The following is a 22,016-nucleotide window of genomic DNA, read 5'->3' as shown; positions in this document are numbered from 1 at the left end:
AGTCGTGCCCGGTCAGGGGATGAGCATGAGCCGGAGGGTGTCGAACCCGTCGAGCGTGACGGCACCTCCCAGCAGGGCGAGATTCTGCTCGCGGACAGCCTCGAAGCGATCCCTGGTCATCGAGTAGTTGTGGTGCGGAGTCGCCGCGTTCTCGCGGACCACCATCGTCGTGCCGTGGGGACGGTAGCCGACCCTCCGGGAGATCGCGTTCGAGGCGGCGTTGTCTGCGAAGGCGCCCGAGGTCACCTCTCGTGCCCCCAAGCCGTCGAACAGTGCGAAAAGCATCAACGCTCTCATCCGCGTGCCGATGCCGCGGCCCTGATACTCGATACCGAGCCAGGAGCCCGTCTCCGCTCGGTGCCGTACTCCCCAATCGTCGGCGCTCGCGCCCTGGACGCCGACGAGGATGCCGTCCACCAGCACCCCGAGTTCGAGCATGAACCGTTCGGGAGCGATCTGGGAGCGGGCGTGCCACTGGTACGACAGGAGTCGGCGTACGACGGTGTCCGTGTCACCGCGCGTCCAGGGGACGGCGAAGGGCATCCGCTCCGGATCGTGCACGCCGCGTGCGGCGAGGTCGCCCAGGACGACCAGGAGATCGTCATCCAGCCACCGCAGCTCGAGGTCTCCGGCACGCGCTCGCACTCCCGCGGCGGGCCAGCGGCGAACCAGGTCGGCGACTGTCATCGCCACAGTATGGCACCGCTCCGCGCACCGCTCTCCGGGCACAACTTCGGAGGTTCCCGACGACACGCCGGGGCGGCGTCTTCCGCCTCGGCGTGCCGTGCTGTGACTCCGAAGCTGTGCCCGGCCTCAGGCGAGGGGCTCGGCGGCGGCCTCGCGGGCGGCCTTCGAGGCGGGGGAGGCGGCGCCGATCTTCCAGTAGCCACAGAAGCTGACGGCGTTCTTGTCGACGCCGCGCTCGCCGACGAGCTGCTTGCGGACGCCGGAGGCCAGGGCCTGCTCGCCGGCCGCGTACGCGTGGAACGGAGCATCGGGCAGAGCGGTGCGGGCGAGGGCATCCAGGGCGAGAACCCCGGGCGGGATCTCGTGCGGCCGCACGATCCACACCACGTCGAGCCCCGACGGATGCGCGAACTCCAGGGCGTCCTCCGCGGACGGGACCTCGATGATCGCCGTGCCCGCGGCGTCGGCCGGCAGGGAGGCGCTGATCGACGCGATCGCGGGGAGGGCGGTCTCGTCGCCCACGAGCACCACCCGGTCGGTGCCCCGTTCGGGGTTGAATGTCAGGCCCTCGTCGATGATGAGGACGTGCTCGCCGGGGGCGCAGGTCTCCGCCCATCGGGAGGCCGGACCGGCGGTGCCGTCGGCCGCCGAGCCGTGCAGCACGAAGTCGACGTCGAGCTCGGCGCCGGTCTCGGGCGTGGCCGGGCGGTACGCGCGCACGGTGTAGTTGCGCATCACGGGGCGCTCGCCGTCGGGGATGCGGAGGAACTTCAGATACCCGAACATCCGGTTCGCCTTGGCGGGCACGCGCTCCAGTCCGGCCTCCCCGCCGATCGGCAGGAACAGCCGGAACCACTGGTCGTAGCCCATCGGACGGAAGCGGTCGATCTCGCCGCCGCCCAGGGTCACCCGCACCCAGTGCGGCGCGAGCCGTTCGGTGCGGAGCACGGTGAGGTGCAGGAGCTCGGCCGTCTCCGGCTTGACCATCTTGCTGAATGCCATGCGGGCGCCTTTCAGGGGAGCTGCCAGGGGAAGAAGACGACGAAGATCGCGGCCGACACGGCGAGCATCGCCACGGTGAAGACGGTGTCCCTCGTGCGGAACGGCACGAGGTGCCGCTCGGTCCGCGTCGGATGCGCACCGAACGCCCGGGAGTCCATCGCGAGGGCGACGCGCTCCGCATGCCGGATGGCACCCGCGAGCAGCGGGACGATGTACCCCCAGCCGCGGGCGATCCGTGCGAAGGGGCCGCGGCCGCCGTGGTAACCGCGCACCCGGTGCGCGGCACGGATGACGGCGAGCTCGTGCCCGAACCGGGGCACGAAGCGAAAGGCGGCCAGGGCCGTGTACCCGATGCGGTACGGCACGCGCAGCTGCTGCACGCTCGCACGCACGAGATCGGAGCCGCTGGTGGTGAGGCCGCCGATGAGCGCGAGCGCGACGATCGATCCGAGCCGGAGCGCCGTAGCGAACCCGATGAGGAGGGCACCGCCGTAAAGGGTCCAGTCGCCGATCGTCACGACGGGGGCGGTGTCGGCGACCAGGGCCGCGTCGACCCACAGTGAGAAGCCGACGCCGATCGCGAGCATGCCCGCGGGAAGACCGAGCAGGAGCAGCGCGAGGAGGCGCCCCGTCACCCGCGCTCCGATGAGGATGAGGGCGTAGGCGAGCACGAGGAAGGCGGCGGGGGTGGCCAGGTCCCGCACGAAGACGAGGAGCAGCATGGCGGGGGCGAACCCGGCGACCTTCGCCAGCGGGTTGAGGCCGTAGAGGAACTGCCGCCGCGACGTGGCTGTGAGCGGCGCGTACGGATCGAGCGTGGTCATCGTCATGGCGACACCTCCCACCCGGCCGCGGTGAGCACCCGCTGCAACGCGGGGACGCGCAGGCCGGCGGAGGGGAGGATCGCGGGATCGGCGAACAGTGCCGCCGTCGGACCGGCGGCCCGCACCCGCCCGTCGGCGAGGACGACCGTGTCGGTGGCGTGCTCGGCGACGAGCTGCAGGTCGTGCGTGACGATGACCACGGTCGTGCCGTCCGCCCGCAGGCTCTCCAGCAGGTGCAGGAGCTCGGCGGCTCTGGCCCGGTCCTGCCCGAACGTGGGCTCGTCGAGGGCGAGGACGGGCGGACGGGTGATGAGGGCGGTGCCCACGGAGAGCCGTCGCTTCTCGCCGCCGGAGAGGAGGAACGGATGCACGCCGGCCTTGTGCGTCAGCCCGAACCGCTCCAGCATCTCCGCCACCCGCGTGCGGACCTCGTCGTCCGGCACCTGGCGCAGCCGGAGCCCGTGGGCGAGCTCGTCGAACACGGTGGCGGCGATGAACTGGTGCTCCGGGTTCTGGAACACGAAGCCGATGCGGGCCGCGAGCTCCCGAGGGGAGGCCGTCCCTGGGTCGATGCCGTCGACGGAGACCCGACCTCTCGGCGGCGGCACGACCCCGGCGAGAGCCTGGATCAGCGTCGTCTTGCCCGCCCCGTTCGCCCCGACGATCGCGGTGAGGCTCCCGGCGGCGATGTCGAGGTCGACCCCGTGCAGGATCTCGGTGCGGCGCCGTGTGACCGTGAGGCCGCGGGCCCGGATGATGGGCTCCCGGTCGGCGGGGCGAGGGTCGCCGACCGGCACCGAGGACGCGGCGCCGGGGCCGGGAGGCAGTGCGGCGGCCAGCGCCTCGGGCGTCAGCGGCAGCGGGTCGAGGACGATCCCCCGGTCGCGGAGGCGGAGCGCGGCGAGCGTCGCGGCGGGCAGCCAGACCCCCATCGCCACGAGCTCGTCGGCATGCGCGCGGATGGTCTCGGCCGCCGGACCGTCGAAGACCACCCGGCCCTCGCGGTCGAGCACGATGGTGCGCGTGACGAAACGCATCGCGGCGTCGAGGTTGTGCTCGACGAGGAGGATGGCGCGATCTCCGGCGGCCACGACCTCGGTCAGCGCCGCGTACACGTCGTCGATCCCCTGGGGGTCGAGGTTCGCGGTCGGCTCGTCCAGCACGATGAGAGGCGAGCCCATCGCGAGGGCGCAGGCGATGGCGAGACGCTGCCGCCCGCCGCCGGACAGGTGGTCGGGGTTGTCGTCGCGGCGCTCCCACAGGCCGACGCGCCGCAGCGCCTCCTCCACGCGGGCGCGCACGGTCTCCACCGGGAGGAGGAGGTTCTCCGGGCCGAAGGCCACCTCGTCGTACACCGTCCCTGTGACGATCTGCGCGTCCGGATCCTGGAAGACCATGGCGACGTGCGTGCTGAGCGTCGCGGTGTGCGCGGTGGTGGTGCCGATGCCGCCGGCCTCGACGGTGCCGGTCATCGTCGCGGGGAGCGCGTGCGGGATGAGGCCGTTGAGGGCGAGCGTGAGCGTCGACTTCCCGGAACCGGACGGGCCGAGCAGCAGCACGACCTCGCCGGGATCGATGTCGAAGGTCACGTCACGGGGCGACGGGTGCGCGGCATCCGCGTGGGTGAGGGTCAGCTCGCGCACGCGGAGGAGGGGTGCGGATGGGCGCACGGCACGTCCCTGGCTCGACGGAGGGTGTGCCTCTAACTTAGCTGAGCCTTACCTGTGCTGCCAGCGGGGCCCGTGCGCGATCAGCGGCGCGCGACCCCGGCGGTGCGCAGCGCCGAACCGATGGCGAGGCCGATCGCCGTCCAGGCCACAGGACCGAGCACGGAGATCGCCAGGTACAGCAGCTGGGCCCACAGCGGCATGACCGCGAGGTTCGCCGCGAAGAACACCGCGACCGCCACGACGCCGCCGATCACGACCGCCGAGACGAAGAACCGCCAGGCGCCCCAGGAGCGATAGCGGGTGAGGGCGGCGACACCCTCCTGGATGAGGCCGAAGAGCAGCGCGGTGCCGATGAACCGCAGCGACCACGCCGGGTTGAAGGCGCTCGCGATGAGGGCGGCGAACACGTGCGTGATGAGCGCCACGAACGGCAGCCGCAGCACCTCCTGCGCGATGATGCCCGGCAGCACGTGCGAGCCCAGCACGAGGCCGTAGAGGAACAGCAGCGGGCTGGCCAGGAGGAGGGGAGTGACCCATCCGGCGATGCCGCCGAGGATGCCCGTGGCGACACCGATCGCCGCGCAGATCAGCAGCACTCTGGTCGACAGGACGGAGTTTCGGGCCACGTCTCCAGCCTACTGGCGACATTCGGAGAGTCGGCCGCCGTCCATCCTGACCGATCGGCACGATCGGGTGCGACCATCGTTCAGTTCTCGATCCGGCGCCGAACGGCGGGGCTATCGTGAGCCGCGGTGCGGCGACGACGCGGCATCGGGATCATCGGATCATCAGGAGCGAGATATGGGTCGAACACCCCTTCGGATCGCAGCAGCCACCACCCTGGCGACGCTGTTCATCGCATCGACGGCAACCGCAGGCCACGCAGCGACTGGGGAGGTGACGCACCCCGTTCCGGTCGCGGGGACCCCCGGGCACTACATCGTGATCATGAAGGCCGATCCCCTCGCCAGCTACGAAGGCGACGTCAAGGGCCTCAAGGCGACGAAGCCCGACGAGGGCGAGCAGCTCGAGACGCAGTCGCAGGACGCGCAGCGCTACGTCAAGCACCTCGAGTCCGAGCAGAGCAGCCTCATCAACGACGTCGGCGTCACCCCGGACACGACCTACCAGGTGGTGCTCAACGGTTTCAGCGCCGACCTCTCGGGTGAGCAGGTGGACCAGCTCCGCGCCTCGAAGGACGTCCTCGGGGTGTATCCGGACGAGATCCGTCACCCCGACGCGCAGACCTCGACCGACTACCTCGGCCTCGGCGACGACCGCAAGGGCCGCGGTGGGGTGTGGCAGCAGACCGGAGGCGTGAAGAAGGCGGGCGAGGGCGTCGTGGTCGGCGTGATCGACACCGGCATCGCGCCCGAGCACCCCTCGTTCGAGGGCAAGAAGCTCAAGCAGCAGAAGAAGCAGAACAGTCGGCACAAGGGCACGGACCCGTACACCGACGGCACCTACGTCTACTTCGACAAGTCCGACGGCGGACAGTTCCGCGGCGCGATGGTCGATGGTCAGGACTGGGACGAGCGCGACTACTCGACGAAGCTCATCGGCGGGCAGTACTTCTTCGCGGGAGCCCAGGCGGCCGGGTTCGACTTCCAGTACGACTACCTCTCCCCGCGCGACGGCGACGGTCACGGCTCGCACACGGCGAGCACCGCCGCGGGCAACTTCGGAGTGGACGCCGAGGTCGAGGGTGTCGACTTCGGAACGGTCTCCGGTGTCGCGCCCGGGGCGAAGGTCGCGGCCTACAAGGCCTGCTACGTCGGCCCGGACACGACCGTGACGACGGATGACATCTGCGCCCTGAGCGACCTCGTGGCCGCGATCGATCAGGCCGTGGCGGACGGTGTCGACGTGATCAACTACTCGATCGGCGGCGGGGCCGCGAGCACCGTGATGGCTCCCGAAGACCTCGCGTTCCTCAACGCCGCAGCCGCCGGTGTCTTCGTCGCGACCAGCGCCGGCAACGACGGCCCCGATCCGGTCACCGCCGACCACGCCTCGCCGTGGTACACGACGGTCGCCGCCTCCACCATCCCGACGTGGGAGGGCACCGTGCAGTTCGACGGCTTCGAGCAGGCCGGGGCCTCGGTGACCGTCCCGTTCGGCGACAGCGTCTCGGGACCCTCCATCGCCGCCGTGGATGCCGCGGCGCCCGGTGCAGTGGATGCGCAGCTGTGCCTGCCGGGCACCCTCGACCCGGCGAAGGTCTCGGGACACATCGTCGTCTGCGACCGCGGCGGCAACGCCCGCGCGGAGAAGTCCCAGGTCGTGAAGGACGCCGGGGGCATCGGCATGGTCCTGGTGAACGTGCCCGGCGGTGCGGATTCCCTCGACAACGACTTCCACGCCGTGCCGACCGTGCACCTGAACGCCGCGCACCGTGCGGCCGTGCTCGCCTACGTGCAGGGCGGCGTCGATCGGCCGATCACCCTCGTCGGTGAGAACACCACCGGTGTGACCACGCCGACCCCGCAGATCGCGGGCTTCTCGAGCCGCGGACCGGTCCTCGCCGACGGCACCGACGTCCTCAAGCCGGACATCGCCGCTCCGGGAGTGGCGATCCTCGCCGCCACGCACAACGCCCCGGGTGAGGACCCGACCTTCGGCATCCTCTCCGGGACGTCGATGGCCTCCCCGCACATCGCGGGCCTCGGTGCGCTCTACCTCGGCGAGCACCCGCGGGCGACCCCGGGCGAGATCCGTTCGGCCCTGATGACGACCGCCTCCGACACCGTGCTGCCCGACGGCTCGAAGAACACGAACCCGTTCGAGCAGGGTGCCGGACAGGTCGATGCGACGCGGTTCCTGAACCCCGGTCTGCTCTACCTGAACGGCTTCAAAGACTGGGCGGCGTTCCTCGACGGGAAGGGGCTGTCGGACTTCCCCGGCATCGACCCCATCGACGGCAGCGATCTGAACCAGGCATCGATCTCGATCGGGTCCCTGGCCAGCGCGCAGACCGTCACCCGCTCGGTCACCTCGACCGAGAAGGGCGTGTTCACGGCGAAGGCCTCCGTGCCCGGCGTGAACGTCACCGTCACGCCGTCCCAGCTCTCCTTCGACAAGCCGGGGCAGACGAAGACCTTCACGGTCACGTTCGACAGCACCACCGCGCCGGTCGAGCAGTGGGCCACGGGTTCGCTCACCTGGACGAGCAAGAAGAACACGGTGCGCTCGCCGATCGCGGTCTTCCCGGTCACGGCGGATGCCCCGGCCGAGATCACCGGCAGCGGCGTCGACGGCAGCACGACCGTCGACATCACCCCCGGCCTCGACGGCGATCTGGCGCTGGGCGTCTCGGGTCTCACGCCGTTCCAGCTCCTCAGCGACCCGGACAACCCGGTCGAGGGGCACTCGGGCAACGAGAACTCGGGCGACGCGAACAAGGACGTGTCCTGGATCGTCGACGTGCCGGAGGGTGCCACGCTCTCGCGCTTCGACCTCGACTCGTCCGACGACGAGGGCAGCGATCTCGACCTCACCGTCTACCGGGTCGTGAGCCCCGACGACCTGCGCTACTACGAGCGCTGGCAGTCGGCGACGGGCTCGGCCGACGAGCAGGTGACGATCCCCGCACCGACCGCGGGCACCTACCTCGTCGTGGCGAACGTGTACGCGACCACCGGGCCGATGACGTGGGACATGACCCACGCCTCCGTGCTGCCGGACGGGGAGGGCTCGTTCACCGCGACGCCGAACCCGATCGCCGCGGTCCGCGGGGAGAAGACGAGCTACGAGCTGAGCTGGACCGGTCTGACCGCCGGGACCCGCTACCTCGGACTCGTCCAGTACGGCGACTCGGCCGTGCGCACCGTGGTGACGGTCACGACGCCCGCGGATGCCGCGCCGACGCCGACTCCCGCGCCGAAGCCGTCGCCGACTCCCGAGCCGACGCCGACCCCGGATCCGACCCCGACGCCGGGGCCGACTCCGGAGCCGACCGCGCCTCCGGAGACCGACGCCCCCGGGTGATCCGGGAACGGTCGCACGACCCGGTCACGGCCGCACGAGGGAATCCCTCGTGCGGCCGTGCCGTCGTCTCCGGGTCGTGCAGACGTGCCGGGGCGCAGATCGTCCGGCCCTCCGTTCGTCGCACGACCCCCGCCGCTCGTCGCAGCGTCCTCGGATCCGGGCATGACGGCGGGGCGCCCTCCCTACCGTGGGGAGACGCAATGATGCGCCCCCAGAGGAGAACCCCATGACCGCACCTTCGTCGCGCCGCCGCGACGGCGCCGGGCTCGTCGACGACGACCCCGTCATCGAGACCGACCCGAACCTCCCACCCGTCGCCCTCTCCGCGGAGCACGAGGCGAAGAGCCGCCGCTGGACCCTGCCGAAGATCCTGCTGTGGACGGCCATCGCCCTCCTCGGCGGCGTCGCCTGGGTGATGCTCGCCATCGTGCGCGGCGAGACCGTGAACGCGATCTGGTTCGTGTTCGCCGCCGTGTGCACCTACCTGATCGGCTATCGCTTCTACTCCAAGGTCATCGAGCGGTACATCACCCGCCCCGACGACCGCCGGGCCACGCCCGCCGAGGTGAAGCAGGACGGCAAGGACTACGTCCCCACCGACCGCCGGGTGCTCTACGGTCACCACTTCGCCGCCATCGCCGGCGCCGGACCCCTGGTCGGCCCCGTGCTCGCGGCGCAGATGGGGTACCTCCCCGGCACCATCTGGATCATCGTGGGCGTCGTGCTCGCGGGAGCCGTGCAGGACTACACGGTGCTCTTCTTCTCGATGCGGCGCGGCGGCCGGACCATCGGCCAGATGGCGCGGCAGGAGCTCGGCAAGATCGGCGGCACTGCGGCGATCATCGCCTCGCTGCTCATCATGCTCATCATCGTCGCGATCCTCGCGCTCGTCGTCGTGAACGCCCTCGGCGAGAGCCCGTGGGGCGTCTTCTCCGTCGCGATGACCATCCCGATCGCCCTCTTCATGGGCGTGTACCTGCGCTATCTGCGCCCGGGCAAGGTGACCGAGGTCTCGATCATCGGCTTCGTGCTGCTCATGGCCGCCATCATCGGCGGCGGCTGGGTCGCCGGCACCGAGTGGGGCCAGGCGATCTTCCACCTCGACCGCACCACGATCGCGTGGGGCATCATCATCTACGGCTTCATCGCCGCGGTGCTGCCGGTCTGGCTGCTGCTCGCGCCCCGCGACTACCTCTCCACGTTCATGAAGATCGGCGTCATCGTGATGCTCGCCGGCGCGATCGTCCTCGTGCGTCCGGAGATCTCGGTCCCCGCGGTCAGCATCTTCGGCGAGAACGGCATGGGCCCGGTGTTCGCCGGTCCGCTCTTCCCCTTCCTCTTCGTGACGATCGCGTGCGGCGCGTTGTCCGGATTCCACGCGCTGATCGCGTCGGGCACGACCCCGAAGCTCGTCGAGAAGGAGCGGCAGACCCGGTTCATCGGCTACGGCGGCATGCTCATGGAGTCGTTCGTCGCGATCATGGCCCTCGTCGCCGCGATCTCGATCGACCAGGGCATCTACTTCGCCATGAACGCCCCGGCCGCCGCGACCGGGGGCACCGTGGAGGGAGCGGTCGCCTTCGTGAACTCGCTCGGGCTGACCGGGGTGAACCTCACGCCCGACATGCTCACCGGCACGGCGGCGGCGGTCGGCGAGGAGTCGATCGTCTCGCGCACGGGTGGGGCTCCCACGCTCGCGCTCGGCCTCGCGCACATCATGCAGCAGGCCCTCGGCGGACAGGCGCTCATGGCGTTCTGGTACCACTTCGCGATCATGTTCGAGGCCCTGTTCATCCTCACGGCGGTGGACGCCGGAACCCGGGTCGCCCGCTTCATGCTGCAGGACTCGATCGGCGCCTGGTTCCCGAAGTTCCGCGACGTCTCCTGGCGTCCCGGGGTGTGGATCTGCACCGCGATCATGGTGGCCGGCTGGGGAGCGATCCTCATCCTCGGCGTCACCGACCCGCTCGGCGGCATCAACACGTTCTTCCCGCTGTTCGGCATCGCGAACCAGCTCCTCGCGGCGATCGCGCTCGCCGTGGTGCTGGCCATCGTCGCCAAGCGCGGTCGCAGCTACTTCCGGTGGCTGTGGATCATCGCGCTGCCGCTCGCCTTCACCGCGGTCGTCACCATCACGGCCTCGCTCTACAAGATCTTCTCGCCGGTGCCGGCGATCGGATACTGGGCGAACCACTTCCGCTACCTGGAGGCGCTGAACTCCGGTGACACCACGCTCGGCGCGCCGGAGGTGCTGCAGGCCGTCATCCGCAACACCGCGGTGCAGGGCACGCTGTCGATCATCTTCGTGGTGCTCGCGATCATCGTCATCGTCATGGCCGTCATCGCGACCGTGAAGGCGATCCGCAACGGCGGCGGCGAGAACACCGAGGACCCGCCCGTGCCGTCCCGCCGCTTCGCCCCGGCCGGGTTCCTCCCCGACGCGGAGGAGCGCGAGCTGGAGAAGCAGTGGGAGCCGATCCTCGCCGAAGAGCGCGCGGCGGCACGGCACTGAGATGACCTCCACGGTGGATCGGACGGATGCCGCGACCTCCCCGCTGCGGGCGCTGTGGAGCGCCCTCGGCCGGGCGGGCCGCGGCATCCGCTGGTACATGACGACGCTGATGGGCGACACCGCGTACGCCACGTACGTCGCCCATCACCGTCGGCATCATCCGGACGAGGAGCCGCTGACGGAGCGGCAGTTCTGGCGTCAGCGGATGGACGACCAGGACCGCAATCCCGGTGCCCGCTGCTGCTGACCCTGCCTGCGCGTCCCTAGGCTGAGCGCATGAACGACGTCGTCCTCGCCGCGATCCTCGGCGCGCTCGGCGGCATCGCCCTCACGGCGCTGCTGCTGCTCGCCCGGCGGTTCGCGCGCGGCTCGGCCGACCTCGGCAGCGAGGCGGAGCAGGGGGCACTGCGGGCGCTGCACCAGGCGAGCCTCGCCGCTCCGCACCTGCGCGGCGGACTGACCGGGCCGGAAGCCGTCAAGGCCGCCCGGCACCTGCGGGCCCTGCTGGGCAGTGCCGCGGTGGCCATCGTCGGCGAGGACGACACGGTCACCCTCGACGGCGCCGCGGACGGGCTCGAATCCGCCGCCCTGCGCATCGCCGCCCAGGTGCGCGCGTCCGGGCGGCGGCAGGTGTTCCCCGCGCCCTCGCGGACGGACGACCTGGAGGCGGTCGGCGCGCCCATCCTCGTCGACGGGGTGCCGGTCGGGGTGGTCGTCGCCTTCGCGTCCCCGGTGCGGGCCGCGCTCGTGCGGGCGGCGGAGGAGGTCGCCGACTGGTGCGCGGCGCAGGTCGAGCTCGGCGGACTCGAGGCCTCCCGCACCCAGCTCGCCGAGGCGGAGCTCCGGGCTCTGCGTGCCCAGATCTCCCCGCACTTCATCTACAACGCCCTCACCGCGATCGCCTCGTTCATCACGACCGACCCCGACCGGGCCCGTGACCTCGTGCTCGAGTTCGCCGACTTCACCCGCTACTCCTTCCGCCGGCACGGGGAGTTCACCACGCTCGCGGAGGAGCTGGGCAGCATCCACTCCTACCTCGAACTGGAGCGCGCGCGGTTCGGCGATCGCCTGCGGGTGACGCTGCAGATCGCGCCGGAGACGCTCGCGACGGTCATCCCCTTCCTCTCGGTGCAGCCGCTCGTGGAGAACGCCGTGCGGCATGGCCTGGAGCCGGGGGAGGGCGGGGGCGAGATCCGCATCACCTCCCGCGACGACGGCACGCACACCGAGATCCTCGTCGAGGACGACGGCGTGGGCATGGACCCGGACGGCCTGCGCGCGCTGCTCACGGCGCGCGAGGAGGGTGGTCACGTGGGCCTGCGGAACGTCGACACCCGCCTCCGCCAGGTCTACGGCAGCGGGGGCGGTCTGGTCGTCGAGACCAACGCCGGCGCGGGTACCCTGGTGCGCATGCGAGTCCCGAAATCGCAGCCCCTCCACGACCCGGACGACGACTGAGGAGCGGCATGATCGACGTCCTCGTCGCCGACGACGAGCAGCCGGCCCTCGATGAGCTCGTGCACCTGCTGCGTGCCGACCCGCGCATCGGCGAGATCCTCACCGCGGCAAACGGCGCCGACGCGCTGCGTCAGCTCTCCGCGCGTGCGGTGCGGATCGCGTTCCTCGACATCCACATGCCGGGCCTGCTCGGCACCGAGCTCGCCCGCGCGCTCCTCGGTCTCGCGGAGCCGCCCGCGGTCGTTTTCGTCACCGCCGACGAGGCCCGTGCGGTCGAGGCGTTCGAGCTGCGCGCGGCGGACTACCTCCTCAAGCCGGTCCGGCGGGAACGCCTGCGCAGCGCCGTGGACCGGGTGATCGAGCAGGAGGCCGCACCGCGCGGCGAGGACGAGGTGCTGCCGGTGACCGTGGGCGCGTCCGTGCGGTTCGTCCGGCGCAGCGACGTGCGCTGGGTACAGGCGCAGGGCGACTACGCGCGGCTGCACACGGAGGACGACGGGCCCGGCCACCTCGTGCGCATCCCGCTCTCCGAGCTCGAGGCCCGGTGGGCGCCGGCGGGATTCCTCCGCATCCACCGTTCCACGCTCGTCCGGATCGCCGCGGTGACCGAGGCGCGGCTGTCGGGTGGGGAACCCGGCGTCGTCGTCGGCACGGCCGTGCTGCCGGTGAGCAGAAGGCTCGTCGCGACGGTGCGGGAGGCGCTCGTGCGGGGGGAGGGAACCGGATGACCGAGGCGCCGAAGCGGGTGCGGGTCACGGCGGACACCCCGCCCCGCCGCTCCGCCGCCGCCACGCGGGGGATCGCGCTGCCCGGCGCCCCGGTCGCGGAGGCCGACGCCGTCTACGCCCGTGCCCTGATGCGCAGCCAGCTCCGGCTCGCCCTCGGCACCGTCGCCGGCTTCGTGGTGGTCGTCGTCGCCCTGGCGCTCGGGATCGCGCTCATCCCCGAGGTGGACGCCGTCGTCCTCGGCGGGCTGCCGCTGTCGTGGCTGCTCCAGGCCTTCGCGTTCTACCCGGTGATCCTCGTGTTCGCGGTGCTGTACGTGCGCACGGCGGTCCGCAACGAGCGGCGGTACCGCGCCCTGCGGGACCGCGAGTGAACGCCGTTCTCGACCTCGTCGGGGTCGCCCTGGTCGTGATCGCCACCCTCCTCATCGGCGTGTACGGGCTGCGGGTGTCGCGCACGACGAGCGACTTCTTCGTGGCGTCGCGGACGGTGCGTCCGGTCTGGAACGCCTCGGCCATCAGCGGCGAGTACCTCTCCGCGGGCACCTTCCTCGGCCTCTCCGGGCTCGTGCTGCTGGACGGCGCCCGCGGCTTCTGGTTCCCCATCGGGTACGCCGCGGGGTACCTGCTCGTGCTCGTGTTCGTGGCCGCGCCCCTGCGCCGGAGCGGGGCGTACACGATCCCCGACTTCGTCGAGGCCCGGCTCGACTCGACCGCCGCGCGCCGTGTCACCAGCCTCGCGGTCCTCATCATCGGCTGGCTCTACATCGTGCCGCAGCTGCACGGCGCGGGCATCACTCTCGTCGTGGTCGCCGGGCTGCCGGAGTGGGTCGGGGCCGTGACGATCGCGGTGCTCGTGGCGGCGGCGGTCGCCGCGGGCGGCATGCGCGCGATCACCTTCGTGCAGGCGTTCCAGTACTGGCTCAAGCTCACGGCGCTCCTCGTGCCGGTGGTGTGCATCGCGTTCGCCCTGAGTGGAGGGCCGCACGACTTCGATCCCGCGCTCGTCTTCCCCGCCGAGGCCGGGCCGTCCGGTTTCGACGCCTACGAGACCGCGTCGCTGCTGCTCGCGCTGCTCCTCGGCACGATGGGCCTGCCGCACGTCCTGGTGCGGTTCTACACGAGCCCGACCGGAGCCTCCGCGCGGCGGACCACGGTGATCGTCATCGCCATGGTGAGCGCGTTCTACGCCGTGTCGAGCGCGATGGGGCTCCTGGCGCGGATCGCCGCCCCCGACCTCGCGCAGCCGGGGATCGCCGACACCGTGGTGCTGCAGCTCCCGTCGCGGGTGTTCCCCGGGCCCGCGGGTGAGCTGCTGACGGCGCTCATCGTCGCCGGGGCCTTCGCCGCATTCCTGGCGACGTCGGCCGGGCTCGTGGTCTCGCTCGCGGGGGTCATCAGCCAGGACGTCTTCTCCGGCTCCGTGCGCTCCTTTCGGCTGTCCGCGGTGCTGTGCGCGCTCGTGCCGCTGGGGGTCGCGCTGCTCACGGTTCCCGCGGGGCTCGTGTCGAGCGTGGGGGTGGTGTTCGTCGTGGCGGCGTCGACGCTCTCGCCCGTGGTGCTGCTGGGCGTGTGGTGGCGGGGCCTCACCGCGCGCGGGGCGGTCGCGGGCATGGTGTGCGGTGGCGTCGCGACCGGGCTCGCCCTGCTCGTGCACGCCGCGGTGGATGGGGTCGGCGTCGCGGCACCGTACCTCGCGCAGCCCGCCGCCTGGACGATCCCGCTGGCGACCGGAGTCACCGTCGCCGTGTCGTTGCTCGACCCTCGTGGGCCCTCGCCCCGCACGGACCGCTTCCTCGCCCGCGTGCACACCCCCGACCGCGCCTGAGCCTGCTTCTGCTTCCCGGACTCTGTCTCCTGGAACAGGCGTTCGCGCGGGTTCAGGCAGATGAAAGCCACTCGAGCCTGAGCCGGCGCGAGTGCCTGAAGAGCGGGGAGGGTGTGGCCGGGCCAGGGGGCTCCAGCGGGACGGCAGGCACTGGCGCGAGCACAGGCAGGGAGCACCAGGAGTGCCTGAACTGGCGTGCGTGCCTGAACTGTCGTGGGTGCCTGAACTGGCGGGAGGGCCTGAACTGGCGTGGGTGCCTGAACTGGCGCGTCAGCGAGGTCGCGCGCGAGGGCAGGCAGTCGCGTGAGAACAGGCAGGGAGGGTGGCGAGTGCCTGAATCAGCGGGAGGGTCAGAGGGTGCGGCTGCGCGGCATCAGGCGCACCGGGGGGAGCGGCGGCGCGGGGATGCGCTGGTCGTGCCCCTCGACGACGCCGAACCGGGGGGATGCGGCCTCCCAGTCCTCTCGGGCGGCGGCGATCTCGTCATGGGAGCGCCCGGCGAAGTTCCACCACATGACGATCTCGTCCTCGAACGGCTCACCCCCGAGGAGGAACAGCAAGCCGCCCTCACTGCTGGTCACCTCGACGCCGTCGCGGGAATCGCCGAGGTAGAGCATGTCGTTGCGGGTCATCGCGTGCTCGGGGACGGCGGCGTCGCCCTCGACGAGGAGCAGCGCGTGCTCCCACTCCGGCCGCAGCGGCAGGCGGACCGTGGTCCCGGCCGGCACGACGGTCTCCGCCCCGACGATCGGCGTGTGCACGGTCGCCGGCGAGCGCACGCCCGCGAACTCGCCGAGCACGACCGTGGCCGGGGCGTCCGATCCGGTCGCGGCCGGAAGGGTCGTCGTCGGCAGGTCGGTGTGCCGCTCGAAGCCGCCGTCCCCGTGGCGCGCGGACTCCGGGAGCACGACCCAGAACTGCAGCGCATCGAGCGGAACGGGCTCGTCGCCGATGGAGTACTCCGAGTGCGAGATGCCGTTGCCCGCCGTCATGAGGTTGAGCTGTCCGCGCCGGAGGTCGGCATCGCTGCCCAGCGAATCGCGGTGCCGGATCTCGCCGACCAGCGGCCAGGTCACCGTCTGCAGACCGATGTGCGGATGCGGCTCGACGCGCATCCGGGTCTCGGCCGGGCCGAACCGGTCGAGGAAGCACCATGCGCCGATGGTGGGGAGGTTGCGATGCGGCAGCACCCGCAGCACCTCCATGCCGCGCACACCGCCGAGCGGCACCGCCCGGGGTTCGAGGACGAGGCGGCGCTGCCCGATCATTCCGCCCTGCCCGTGGGGTCCTCGTCCGCGCCGGCCGACTTCTTCTGCACCGGGGCGTCCGCCGTCGAGCCCGGGCGCTGCGGCCAGCGGATCTCGGTGCCGGGCACCTCGTGCGTCTGGAGGTACTTCGCGATGTACGGGCAGAGCGGCACGATCGCGTCGCCCGTCGACGCCACGTCGGTCAGTGCCGCCGCGGCGAGCTTCCCGGCCAGGCCCTGGCCCTGGAAGGCCGGGTCGATCTCGGTGTGCAGGAAGCGGATCGCGCCGGGGCGGGTGTCGAACTCGGCGAACCCGGCCAGCACGTCATCGGAACGGATCTCGTAGCGGGAGGCCTCGTCGTTGCGGGTCACGGTGATGTCGGTCATCGGATGCTCCTTCCGGCGTCTGGAACCAACCTACGCCCGGGATCGAGGGTGCGGGCCTGTGGACGTCGCCGCGCCGCTGTCCGTCGGGGTGATTACGCTGGAGGGATGCCGCAGACTCCCCGCGATCCGTACGACGGATGGATCCCCGAGCCGGACGCGGCATCCGACCAGCCCTGGGACGACGGGTGGGAGCCGACCGAGCCGCCGGAGCCGATGGACTGGGAGCCGCAGGGCGCGGGCTTCGAGCCGCCCCTCGACTGGGGTCCGGGTCCGACGACCGCGGTGACCACCGCGCCGGCCGTCCGCCGCGCCACGCCCAGCCGGTATGCGACGGCCCGTGAGGCACTGCACACCGTCTTCGGCTACGACGACTTCCGCGGCGACCAGGCGGCCATCGTCGAGCAGGTCATCGGCGGTGGCGACGCCGTCGTCCTGATGCCCACCGGCGGCGGCAAGAGCATCACGTACCAGGTGCCCGCGCTCGTGCGCGAAGGCACCGGACTCGTCATCAGCCCGCTCATCGCGCTCATGCACGACCAGGTCGACGCGCTGCGCGCCAACGGTGTGAAGGCCGCGTACCTCAACTCCACCCAGTCGATCGAGGAGCGCCGCGAGGTCGAGCGCGCCTATGTCGCCGGAGAGCTCGATCTCATCTACGTCGCCCCGGAGCGGCTGTCGAGCGCGCAGACCACCTCCCTCCTGCAGCGCGGCACGCTCAGTGTCATCGCCATCGACGAGGCCCACTGCGTGTCGCAGTGGGGTCACGACTTCCGGCCCGACTACCTCGCGCTCGGCGACCTGGGCGAGCGGTTCCCCGGCGTCCCGCGCATGGCCCTGACCGCCACCGCGACGCGGGCCACGCACAAGGAGCTCACCGAGCGCCTGCACCTCGACGCGGCGAAGCACTTCGTGGCGAGCTTCGATCGGCCCAACATCCAGTACCGCATCGTCCCGAAGGTCGATCCCCGCAAGCAGCTCGTGCAGTTCATCCGGTCGCAGCCGGAGGGGGCGGCGGGCATCGTCTATGCGCTCAGCCGCAAGTCCGTCGAGCAGACGGCGACCTATCTCGCCGCGCAGGGTCTCGACGCGCTGCCGTACCACGCCGGTCTCCCCGCCGAGGTGCGGGCGGCGAACCAGTCGCGCTTCCTCCGTGAAGACGGCGTGGTGATGGTGGCGACCATCGCGTTCGGCATGGGCATCGACAAGCCCGACGTGCGCTTCGTCGCCCACATCGATCTGCCGAAGTCGGTCGAGGGGTACTACCAGGAGACGGGCCGCGCCGGCCGCGACGGCGAGCCGTCCGTGGCGTGGATGGCGTACGGGCTCGGCGATGTCGTGCAGCAGCGCCGTCTGATCGATCAGAGTCCCGGCGACCGCACGTTCAAGATGCGGATGGGGCAGCACCTCGACGCGATGCTCGCGCTGTGCGAGACGGTGGAGTGCCGCCGGCAGAACCTCCTCGGGTACTTCGGTCAGGACTCGCAGCCGTGCGGCAACTGCGACACGTGCCTCGACGACACGGCGACCTTCGACGGGCTCGTCCCCGCGCAGAAGCTGCTGTCCACGATCGTGCGTCTCAAGCGCGAGCGGAATCAGGCCTTCGGTGCGGGCCACCTCATCGACATCCTCCGCGGGGCCTCGACCGAGCGCATCCGCCAGCAGCGGCACGACGCCCTCGCGACCTACGGCATCGGCGCCGACCTCTCCGACCAGGACTGGCGCAGCGTGGTGCGCCAGCTCCTCGCCCGGGGCATCCTCGTCGCGCAGGGCGACTACGGCACGCTCGCACCCGGAGAGGCCGCGGCCGGGGTGCTGCGCGGCGAGACCGCGGTACCGCTTCGGAAAGACACGATCGGACGCCCGTCGTCGCCGTCCCGCGCCCGGAAGGCGAGTGCCGCCGACGCCCTCGACGCCGGAGACCGGGAGCTGTTCGAGGCGCTGCGGGCCTGGCGCGCCGAGACCGCCAGGGAACAGGGCGTCCCGGCGTACATCGTCTTCGGCGACGCCACGCTCCGTGCGCTGGCGGAGCATCGGCCGACCTCGCACGCCGACCTCGACGGCATCACCGGCATCGGTGCGAAGAAGCGCGAGGCCTACGGCGACGGCGTCCTCGCCGTCATCGCCGCCTCCTGACCCCGACCCACCCCCTTCCGCGCGAGCCACCCCTGTGCGGACGCACGCAACGGGCCGGGACGCACGGAACGGGGTGGGTCGACGGAGCTCCGAACGGGGAACCTGTCGCGAGCCGACAAGGACGGGCGCAGACGGGGCGGCCAGTCGTTGGAGGGTGCGGACAGGGGACTTCGTGCGGTTTTGTCGCACACCTACCATGAGAGGCATCCACTTTCGTCTCTCCGAGAGGAACGCTCATGGTCGACGCCGCCGTCCGCCCTTCGACGACACCTGACCCGCGCGAGAGCGCGACCGCCCCGCGGATCGATGTCGCCCGCCTGAACGACGCCCTCATGGGCACCTGGGGCGACGTGCGCCGCCAGGCCCGCGAGATGATCAAGGACTCCGCGTTCTGGCGGAAGGACGAGCTCGGCAAGGACGACCACCGCGAGCGCGTGCTCAGCCAGCTCCACCTCCTCGTCGACAACAAGGCGGTGCACCGGGCGTTCCCGAAGCGCTTCGGCGGCGAGGAGAACAACGGCGGCAACATCGCCGGGTTCGAGGAGCTCGTGGCCGCCGACCCGAGCCTGCAGATCAAGTCGGGTGTGCAGTGGGGGCTCTTCGGCTCCGCGATCCTGCAGCTCGGCACGAAGGAGCACCACGACAGGTGGCTCCCCGGTGTCATGGACCTGTCGATCCCCGGCGCGTTCGCGATGACCGAGATCGGGCACGGCTCCGACGTCGCCGCGGTCGGCACCACCGCCACCTACGACCCGGAGACGGAGGAGTTCGTCATCCACACGCCGTTCCGGGGAGCTGTGAAGGAGTACCTCGGCAACGCGGCGCTGCATGGCATCGCGGCGACGGTCTTCGCCCAGCTCATCACGAACGGCGTCAACCACGGCGTGCACTGCTTCTACGTGCCCCTGCGCGGCGAGGACGGCGTGGATCTGCCGGGCATCGGTCGCGAGGACGACGGTCTCAAGGGCGGACTGAACGGCATCGACAACGGCCGTCTCTCCTTCGACCAGGTGCGTATCCCGCGCACGAACCTGTTGAACCGCTACGGCGATGTCGCTGCGGACGGCACCTACTCCAGCGCGATCGACAGCCCCGGCCGCCGCTTCTTCACGATGCTCGGCACCCTCGTGCAGGGACGCGTCTCGCTCGACGGCGCCGCCTCCTGGGCCTCCGCGCTCGGCCTGCACATCGCGATCACCTACGCCACGCAGCGTCGCCAGTTCGACGGGGCGGACGGGCAGGAGGTCGTGCTGATGGACTACGGCAAGCACCAGCGCCGTCTGCTCCCGCGCCTGGCCACGACGTATGCGCAGATCTTCGCGCACGACGAGTTCCTGCAGAAGTTCGACGGCGTCTTCTCCGGTCGCACCGACACCCCGGACGACCGGGAAGACCTGGAGACGCTCGCGGCCGCGCTCAAGCCGCTGTCGACCTGGCACGCGCTCGACACCCTGCAGGAGGCCCGCGAGGCGTGCGGCGGTGCCGGCTTCATGTTCGAGAACCGGCTCGTCGGACTCCGCGCCGACCTCGACATCTACGTCACGTTCGAGGGCGACAACAACGTCCTGCTGCAGCTCGTGGGCAAGCGGCTGCTGACCGACTACGCGAAGCAGTTCCAGGGCAAGGACGCCGCGGCCCTCGCGCGCTACGCCGTCGGCATGACGGCCGGCAAGCTGTTCCATGGGGCAGGCCTCCGCCAGCTCGGCCAGGCGGTGACCGACTTCGGTCAGGTCGCCCGGTCGGTGGAGCGCGGACTGCGCGAGGAGCAGCAGCACGATCTCCTCGCGGGGCGTGTGCAGCAGATGGTCGCCGACATCGCGACCCGGCTGCGTGCCGCCGGCAAGGACAAGGTGCTCGGGGCGCGGCTGTTCAACGAGAACCAGGCCGAGCTCATCGAGGCGGCCAGGGCGCACGGCGAGCTGCTGCAGTGGGAGGCCTTCACCGACGCCGTCCACGCGATGGACGACGCCGAGACGAAGAAGGTCATGACCTGGCTCCGCGACCTCTTCGGCCTGCAGCTCATCGAGAAGCACCTCGCCTGGCACCTCATCCACGGGCGGCTCTCCACGCAGCGGGCGGCGGCGGTGTCGAGCTACATCGATCGGCTGTGCGCGCGCCTGCGTCCGTACGCGCTCGACCTCGTGGACGCGTTCGGCTACGAGCCCGAGCACGTGCGGGCTCCCATCGCGAGCGGTGCGGAGAAGCAGCGGCAGGACGAGGCCCGCGCGTACTACGCCGACCTTGAGGCGACCGGTCAGGCTCCCGTCCTGGAGAAGACCCTCAAGCGGCAGAAGCGCTGAGCCGTCGGCCCGGGCTGTGTAGACGGCCCGGGCCCTCCGGACAGCGGATTCATCGACGCCGGCGGATAGTCTCGGCGAGTACCGACCCGAGGAGCATCATGTCGACCGTCACCGCCTACGCCGCCCCCGCCGAAGCCGCCCCGCTCGAGAAGACCGTCATCGAGCGCCGGGAGCTGGGCCCGTACGACATCCTCATCGACATCGCCTTCGCCGGCATCTGCCACTCCGACATCCACACCGTGCGCGGAGACTGGGGTCCGCAGCAGTACCCACTCGCCCCGGGACACGAGATCACCGGAACGGTCGCCGCGGTGGGGTCCGAGGTCACGAAGCACGCCCTCGGCGACCGCGTCGGTGTCGGCTGCCTGGTGAACTCGTGCCGGGAGTGCGTGTACTGCCTCCGCGGCGACGAGCAGTTCTGCACGCAGGGCGCCGTCGGTACCTACGGAGCGGTCGACCGCGACGGCACGATCACCCAGGGCGGCTACTCCGAGCAGGTCGTCGTCACCGAGGACTTCGTGCTGCGGATCCCGGACGCGCTGCCTCTCGACGCGGCGGCTCCGCTGCTGTGCGCGGGCATCACCACGTACTCGCCGCTGCGGCATTGGAAGGTCGGCCCCGGCACGCGCGTCGCGGTGGTCGGACTCGGCGGCCTCGGTCACATGGGCGTGCAGATCGCGCATGCCCTCGGCGCGGAGGTGACCGTGCTGTCGCAGACGCTCGCGAAGCAGGACGACGGCCTCCGCCTCGGCGCCGACCGCTACTTCGCGACGGGCGACCGCGACACCTTCCGCGACCTGCGGGGCTCCTTCGACGTGATCCTCAACACCGTGAGCGCCGTCATCGACCTCCGCTCCTACCTCGGGCTGCTCGACGTGGACGGCACCATCGTGTGCGTCGGTGCTCCCGCGGAGGCCCTCGCCCTGAACGCGGGGTCGCTGATCGCCGGACGACGCTCCATCGCCGGCTCGAACATCGGCGGCATCCGGGAGACCCAGGAGATGCTCGACTTCTGCGCGGAGCACGGCATCACGGCGCAGATCGAGGTCATCCCCGCGTCGGCCATCAACGACGCGTACGAGCGTGTCCTCGCGTCCGACGTCCGCTACCGCTTCGTCATCGACGCCGCCACCTTCGCCGACTGACCCCGCCCCGCCCCGGTCCGTCCGTTCCGTCGCAGGATCACCCGGTGCCAGATCAAAAGCGCGCCCCCTTCACCCTCGCGAGGCGCGTTCTCCGTCCCGGTCCCGTCCCGCT

17 protein-coding genes are annotated in these 22,016 nt (G+C 71.4%); 10 read left to right on the top strand and 7 right to left on the bottom strand.

The window, feature by feature from the left end; genetic code table 11:
- Positions 1–12 precede the first annotated feature (12 nt).
- The 5 genes from AB0300_RS13485 to AB0300_RS13465 all read right to left on the bottom strand — a co-directional run bounded on the left by AB0300_RS13485 (position 13) and on the right by AB0300_RS13465 (position 4,809).
- On the bottom strand, positions 13–687 hold the full coding sequence (locus AB0300_RS13485; protein WP_366216173.1) for a GNAT family protein: 675 nt from the start codon (positions 685–687) through the stop codon (positions 13–15).
- Between the two features lie 126 nt (positions 688–813).
- On the bottom strand, positions 814–1,689 hold the full coding sequence (locus AB0300_RS13480) for a siderophore-interacting protein (protein WP_060923067.1): 876 nt from the start codon (positions 1,687–1,689) through the stop codon (positions 814–816).
- Between the two features lie 11 nt (positions 1,690–1,700).
- Positions 1,701–2,519, bottom strand: a complete 819-nt coding sequence (locus AB0300_RS13475; RefSeq protein WP_366216172.1) for an energy-coupling factor transporter transmembrane component T — start codon at positions 2,517–2,519, stop codon at positions 1,701–1,703.
- Positions 2,516–4,183, bottom strand: a complete 1,668-nt coding sequence (locus AB0300_RS13470; protein WP_366216171.1) for an energy-coupling factor transporter ATPase — start codon at positions 4,181–4,183, stop codon at positions 2,516–2,518. The genes AB0300_RS13475 and AB0300_RS13470 overlap by 4 nt, the downstream gene beginning before the upstream one ends.
- A gap of 80 nt (positions 4,184–4,263) precedes the next feature.
- On the bottom strand, positions 4,264–4,809 hold the full coding sequence (locus AB0300_RS13465; RefSeq protein ID WP_338565353.1) for an ECF transporter S component: 546 nt from the start codon (positions 4,807–4,809) through the stop codon (positions 4,264–4,266).
- Between the two features lie 271 nt (positions 4,810–5,080).
- Here AB0300_RS13465 and AB0300_RS13460 point away from each other — a divergent pair, with 271 nt between their 5' ends.
- From AB0300_RS13460 to AB0300_RS13430, 7 genes are all read left to right on the top strand, one after another.
- On the top strand, positions 5,081–8,170 hold the full coding sequence (locus AB0300_RS13460; protein ID WP_366216170.1) for a S8 family peptidase: 3,090 nt from the start codon (positions 5,081–5,083) through the stop codon (positions 8,168–8,170).
- 226 nt (positions 8,171–8,396) lie between these two features.
- Entirely contained in the window at positions 8,397–10,682 is a 2,286-nt protein-coding gene (locus tag AB0300_RS13455; protein WP_025104668.1) for a carbon starvation CstA family protein, read from the top strand.
- Position 10,683: 1 nt separating this feature from the next.
- Complete coding sequence (locus AB0300_RS13450) at positions 10,684–10,929, top strand: YbdD/YjiX family protein (protein WP_366216169.1); 246 nt, start codon at positions 10,684–10,686, stop codon at positions 10,927–10,929.
- Between the two features lie 29 nt (positions 10,930–10,958).
- A complete protein-coding gene (locus AB0300_RS13445) occupies positions 10,959–12,140 on the top strand; it encodes a histidine kinase (RefSeq protein WP_366216168.1) in 1,182 nt (393 codons plus the stop codon).
- A gap of 8 nt (positions 12,141–12,148) precedes the next feature.
- The gene (locus AB0300_RS13440; RefSeq protein WP_025104665.1) at positions 12,149–12,868 is read left to right on the top strand and encodes a LytTR family DNA-binding domain-containing protein; all 720 of its coding nucleotides are present in this window, start codon (positions 12,149–12,151) and stop codon (positions 12,866–12,868) included.
- Positions 12,865–13,239 carry a hypothetical protein gene (locus AB0300_RS13435; protein WP_025104664.1) on the top strand — a complete coding sequence of 125 codons (375 nt, stop codon included), beginning with the start codon at positions 12,865–12,867 and terminating at the stop codon, positions 13,237–13,239. The genes AB0300_RS13440 and AB0300_RS13435 overlap by 4 nt, the downstream gene beginning before the upstream one ends.
- Positions 13,236–14,693: a cation acetate symporter gene (locus tag AB0300_RS13430; RefSeq protein WP_085604875.1), complete on the top strand. Its 1,458-nt coding sequence runs from the start codon at positions 13,236–13,238 to the stop codon at positions 14,691–14,693. Before AB0300_RS13435 ends, AB0300_RS13430 begins: the two co-directional genes overlap by 4 nt.
- 350 nt (positions 14,694–15,043) lie before the next feature.
- Here the strand turns inward: AB0300_RS13430 and AB0300_RS13425 are convergent, their stop codons facing one another.
- Together AB0300_RS13425 and AB0300_RS13420 are read right to left on the bottom strand one after the other, a co-directional pair.
- Positions 15,044–15,961, bottom strand: a complete 918-nt coding sequence (locus AB0300_RS13425; RefSeq protein ID WP_366216167.1) for a pirin family protein — start codon at positions 15,959–15,961, stop codon at positions 15,044–15,046.
- Complete coding sequence (locus AB0300_RS13420; protein ID WP_366216166.1) at positions 15,958–16,326, bottom strand: GNAT family N-acetyltransferase; 369 nt, start codon at positions 16,324–16,326, stop codon at positions 15,958–15,960. Before AB0300_RS13420 ends, AB0300_RS13425 begins: the two co-directional genes overlap by 4 nt.
- Before the next feature lie 105 nt (positions 16,327–16,431).
- On the opposite strand from AB0300_RS13420, the gene recQ reads away from it, so the two are divergent.
- From recQ to AB0300_RS13405, 3 genes are all read left to right on the top strand, one after another.
- Complete coding sequence (gene recQ, locus AB0300_RS13415) at positions 16,432–18,459, top strand: DNA helicase RecQ (RefSeq protein WP_062635353.1); 2,028 nt, start codon at positions 16,432–16,434, stop codon at positions 18,457–18,459.
- Between the two features lie 236 nt (positions 18,460–18,695).
- Positions 18,696–20,759, top strand: a complete 2,064-nt coding sequence (locus AB0300_RS13410; RefSeq protein ID WP_126894291.1) for an acyl-CoA dehydrogenase — start codon at positions 18,696–18,698, stop codon at positions 20,757–20,759.
- A gap of 98 nt (positions 20,760–20,857) precedes the next feature.
- Complete coding sequence (locus AB0300_RS13405) at positions 20,858–21,904, top strand: NAD(P)-dependent alcohol dehydrogenase (protein WP_303709732.1); 1,047 nt, start codon at positions 20,858–20,860, stop codon at positions 21,902–21,904.
- The last annotated feature ends 112 nt before the right edge of the window (positions 21,905–22,016 follow it).

The sequence above is a fragment of the Microbacterium sp. NPDC078814 genome, assembly GCF_040702645.1.
Taxonomy (GTDB): domain Bacteria; phylum Actinomycetota; class Actinomycetes; order Actinomycetales; family Microbacteriaceae; genus Microbacterium.
The sequence above is the reverse complement of the archived record's forward strand: the minus strand, read 5'-3'. Positions and strand labels throughout refer to the sequence as shown.

Coding starts and splice junctions, on each gene's coding strand:
- AB0300_RS13485 (WP_366216173.1), bottom strand. CDS start 687: ATGACAGTCGCCGACCTGGTTCGCCGCTGGCCCGCCGCGGGAGTGCGA.
- AB0300_RS13480 (WP_060923067.1), bottom strand. CDS start 1,689: ATGGCATTCAGCAAGATGGTCAAGCCGGAGACGGCCGAGCTCCTGCAC.
- AB0300_RS13475 (WP_366216172.1), bottom strand. CDS start 2,519: ATGACGATGACCACGCTCGATCCGTACGCGCCGCTCACAGCCACGTCG.
- AB0300_RS13455 (WP_025104668.1), top strand. CDS start 8,397: ATGACCGCACCTTCGTCGCGCCGCCGCGACGGCGCCGGGCTCGTCGAC.
- AB0300_RS13450 (WP_366216169.1), top strand. CDS start 10,684: ATGACCTCCACGGTGGATCGGACGGATGCCGCGACCTCCCCGCTGCGG.
- AB0300_RS13445 (WP_366216168.1), top strand. CDS start 10,959: ATGAACGACGTCGTCCTCGCCGCGATCCTCGGCGCGCTCGGCGGCATC.
- AB0300_RS13440 (WP_025104665.1), top strand. CDS start 12,149: ATGATCGACGTCCTCGTCGCCGACGACGAGCAGCCGGCCCTCGATGAG.
- AB0300_RS13435 (WP_025104664.1), top strand. CDS start 12,865: ATGACCGAGGCGCCGAAGCGGGTGCGGGTCACGGCGGACACCCCGCCC.
- AB0300_RS13425 (WP_366216167.1), bottom strand. CDS start 15,961: ATGATCGGGCAGCGCCGCCTCGTCCTCGAACCCCGGGCGGTGCCGCTC.
- AB0300_RS13420 (WP_366216166.1), bottom strand. CDS start 16,326: ATGACCGACATCACCGTGACCCGCAACGACGAGGCCTCCCGCTACGAG.
- recQ (WP_062635353.1), top strand. CDS start 16,432: ATGCCGCAGACTCCCCGCGATCCGTACGACGGATGGATCCCCGAGCCG.
- AB0300_RS13410 (WP_126894291.1), top strand. CDS start 18,696: ATGGTCGACGCCGCCGTCCGCCCTTCGACGACACCTGACCCGCGCGAG.
- AB0300_RS13405 (WP_303709732.1), top strand. CDS start 20,858: ATGTCGACCGTCACCGCCTACGCCGCCCCCGCCGAAGCCGCCCCGCTC.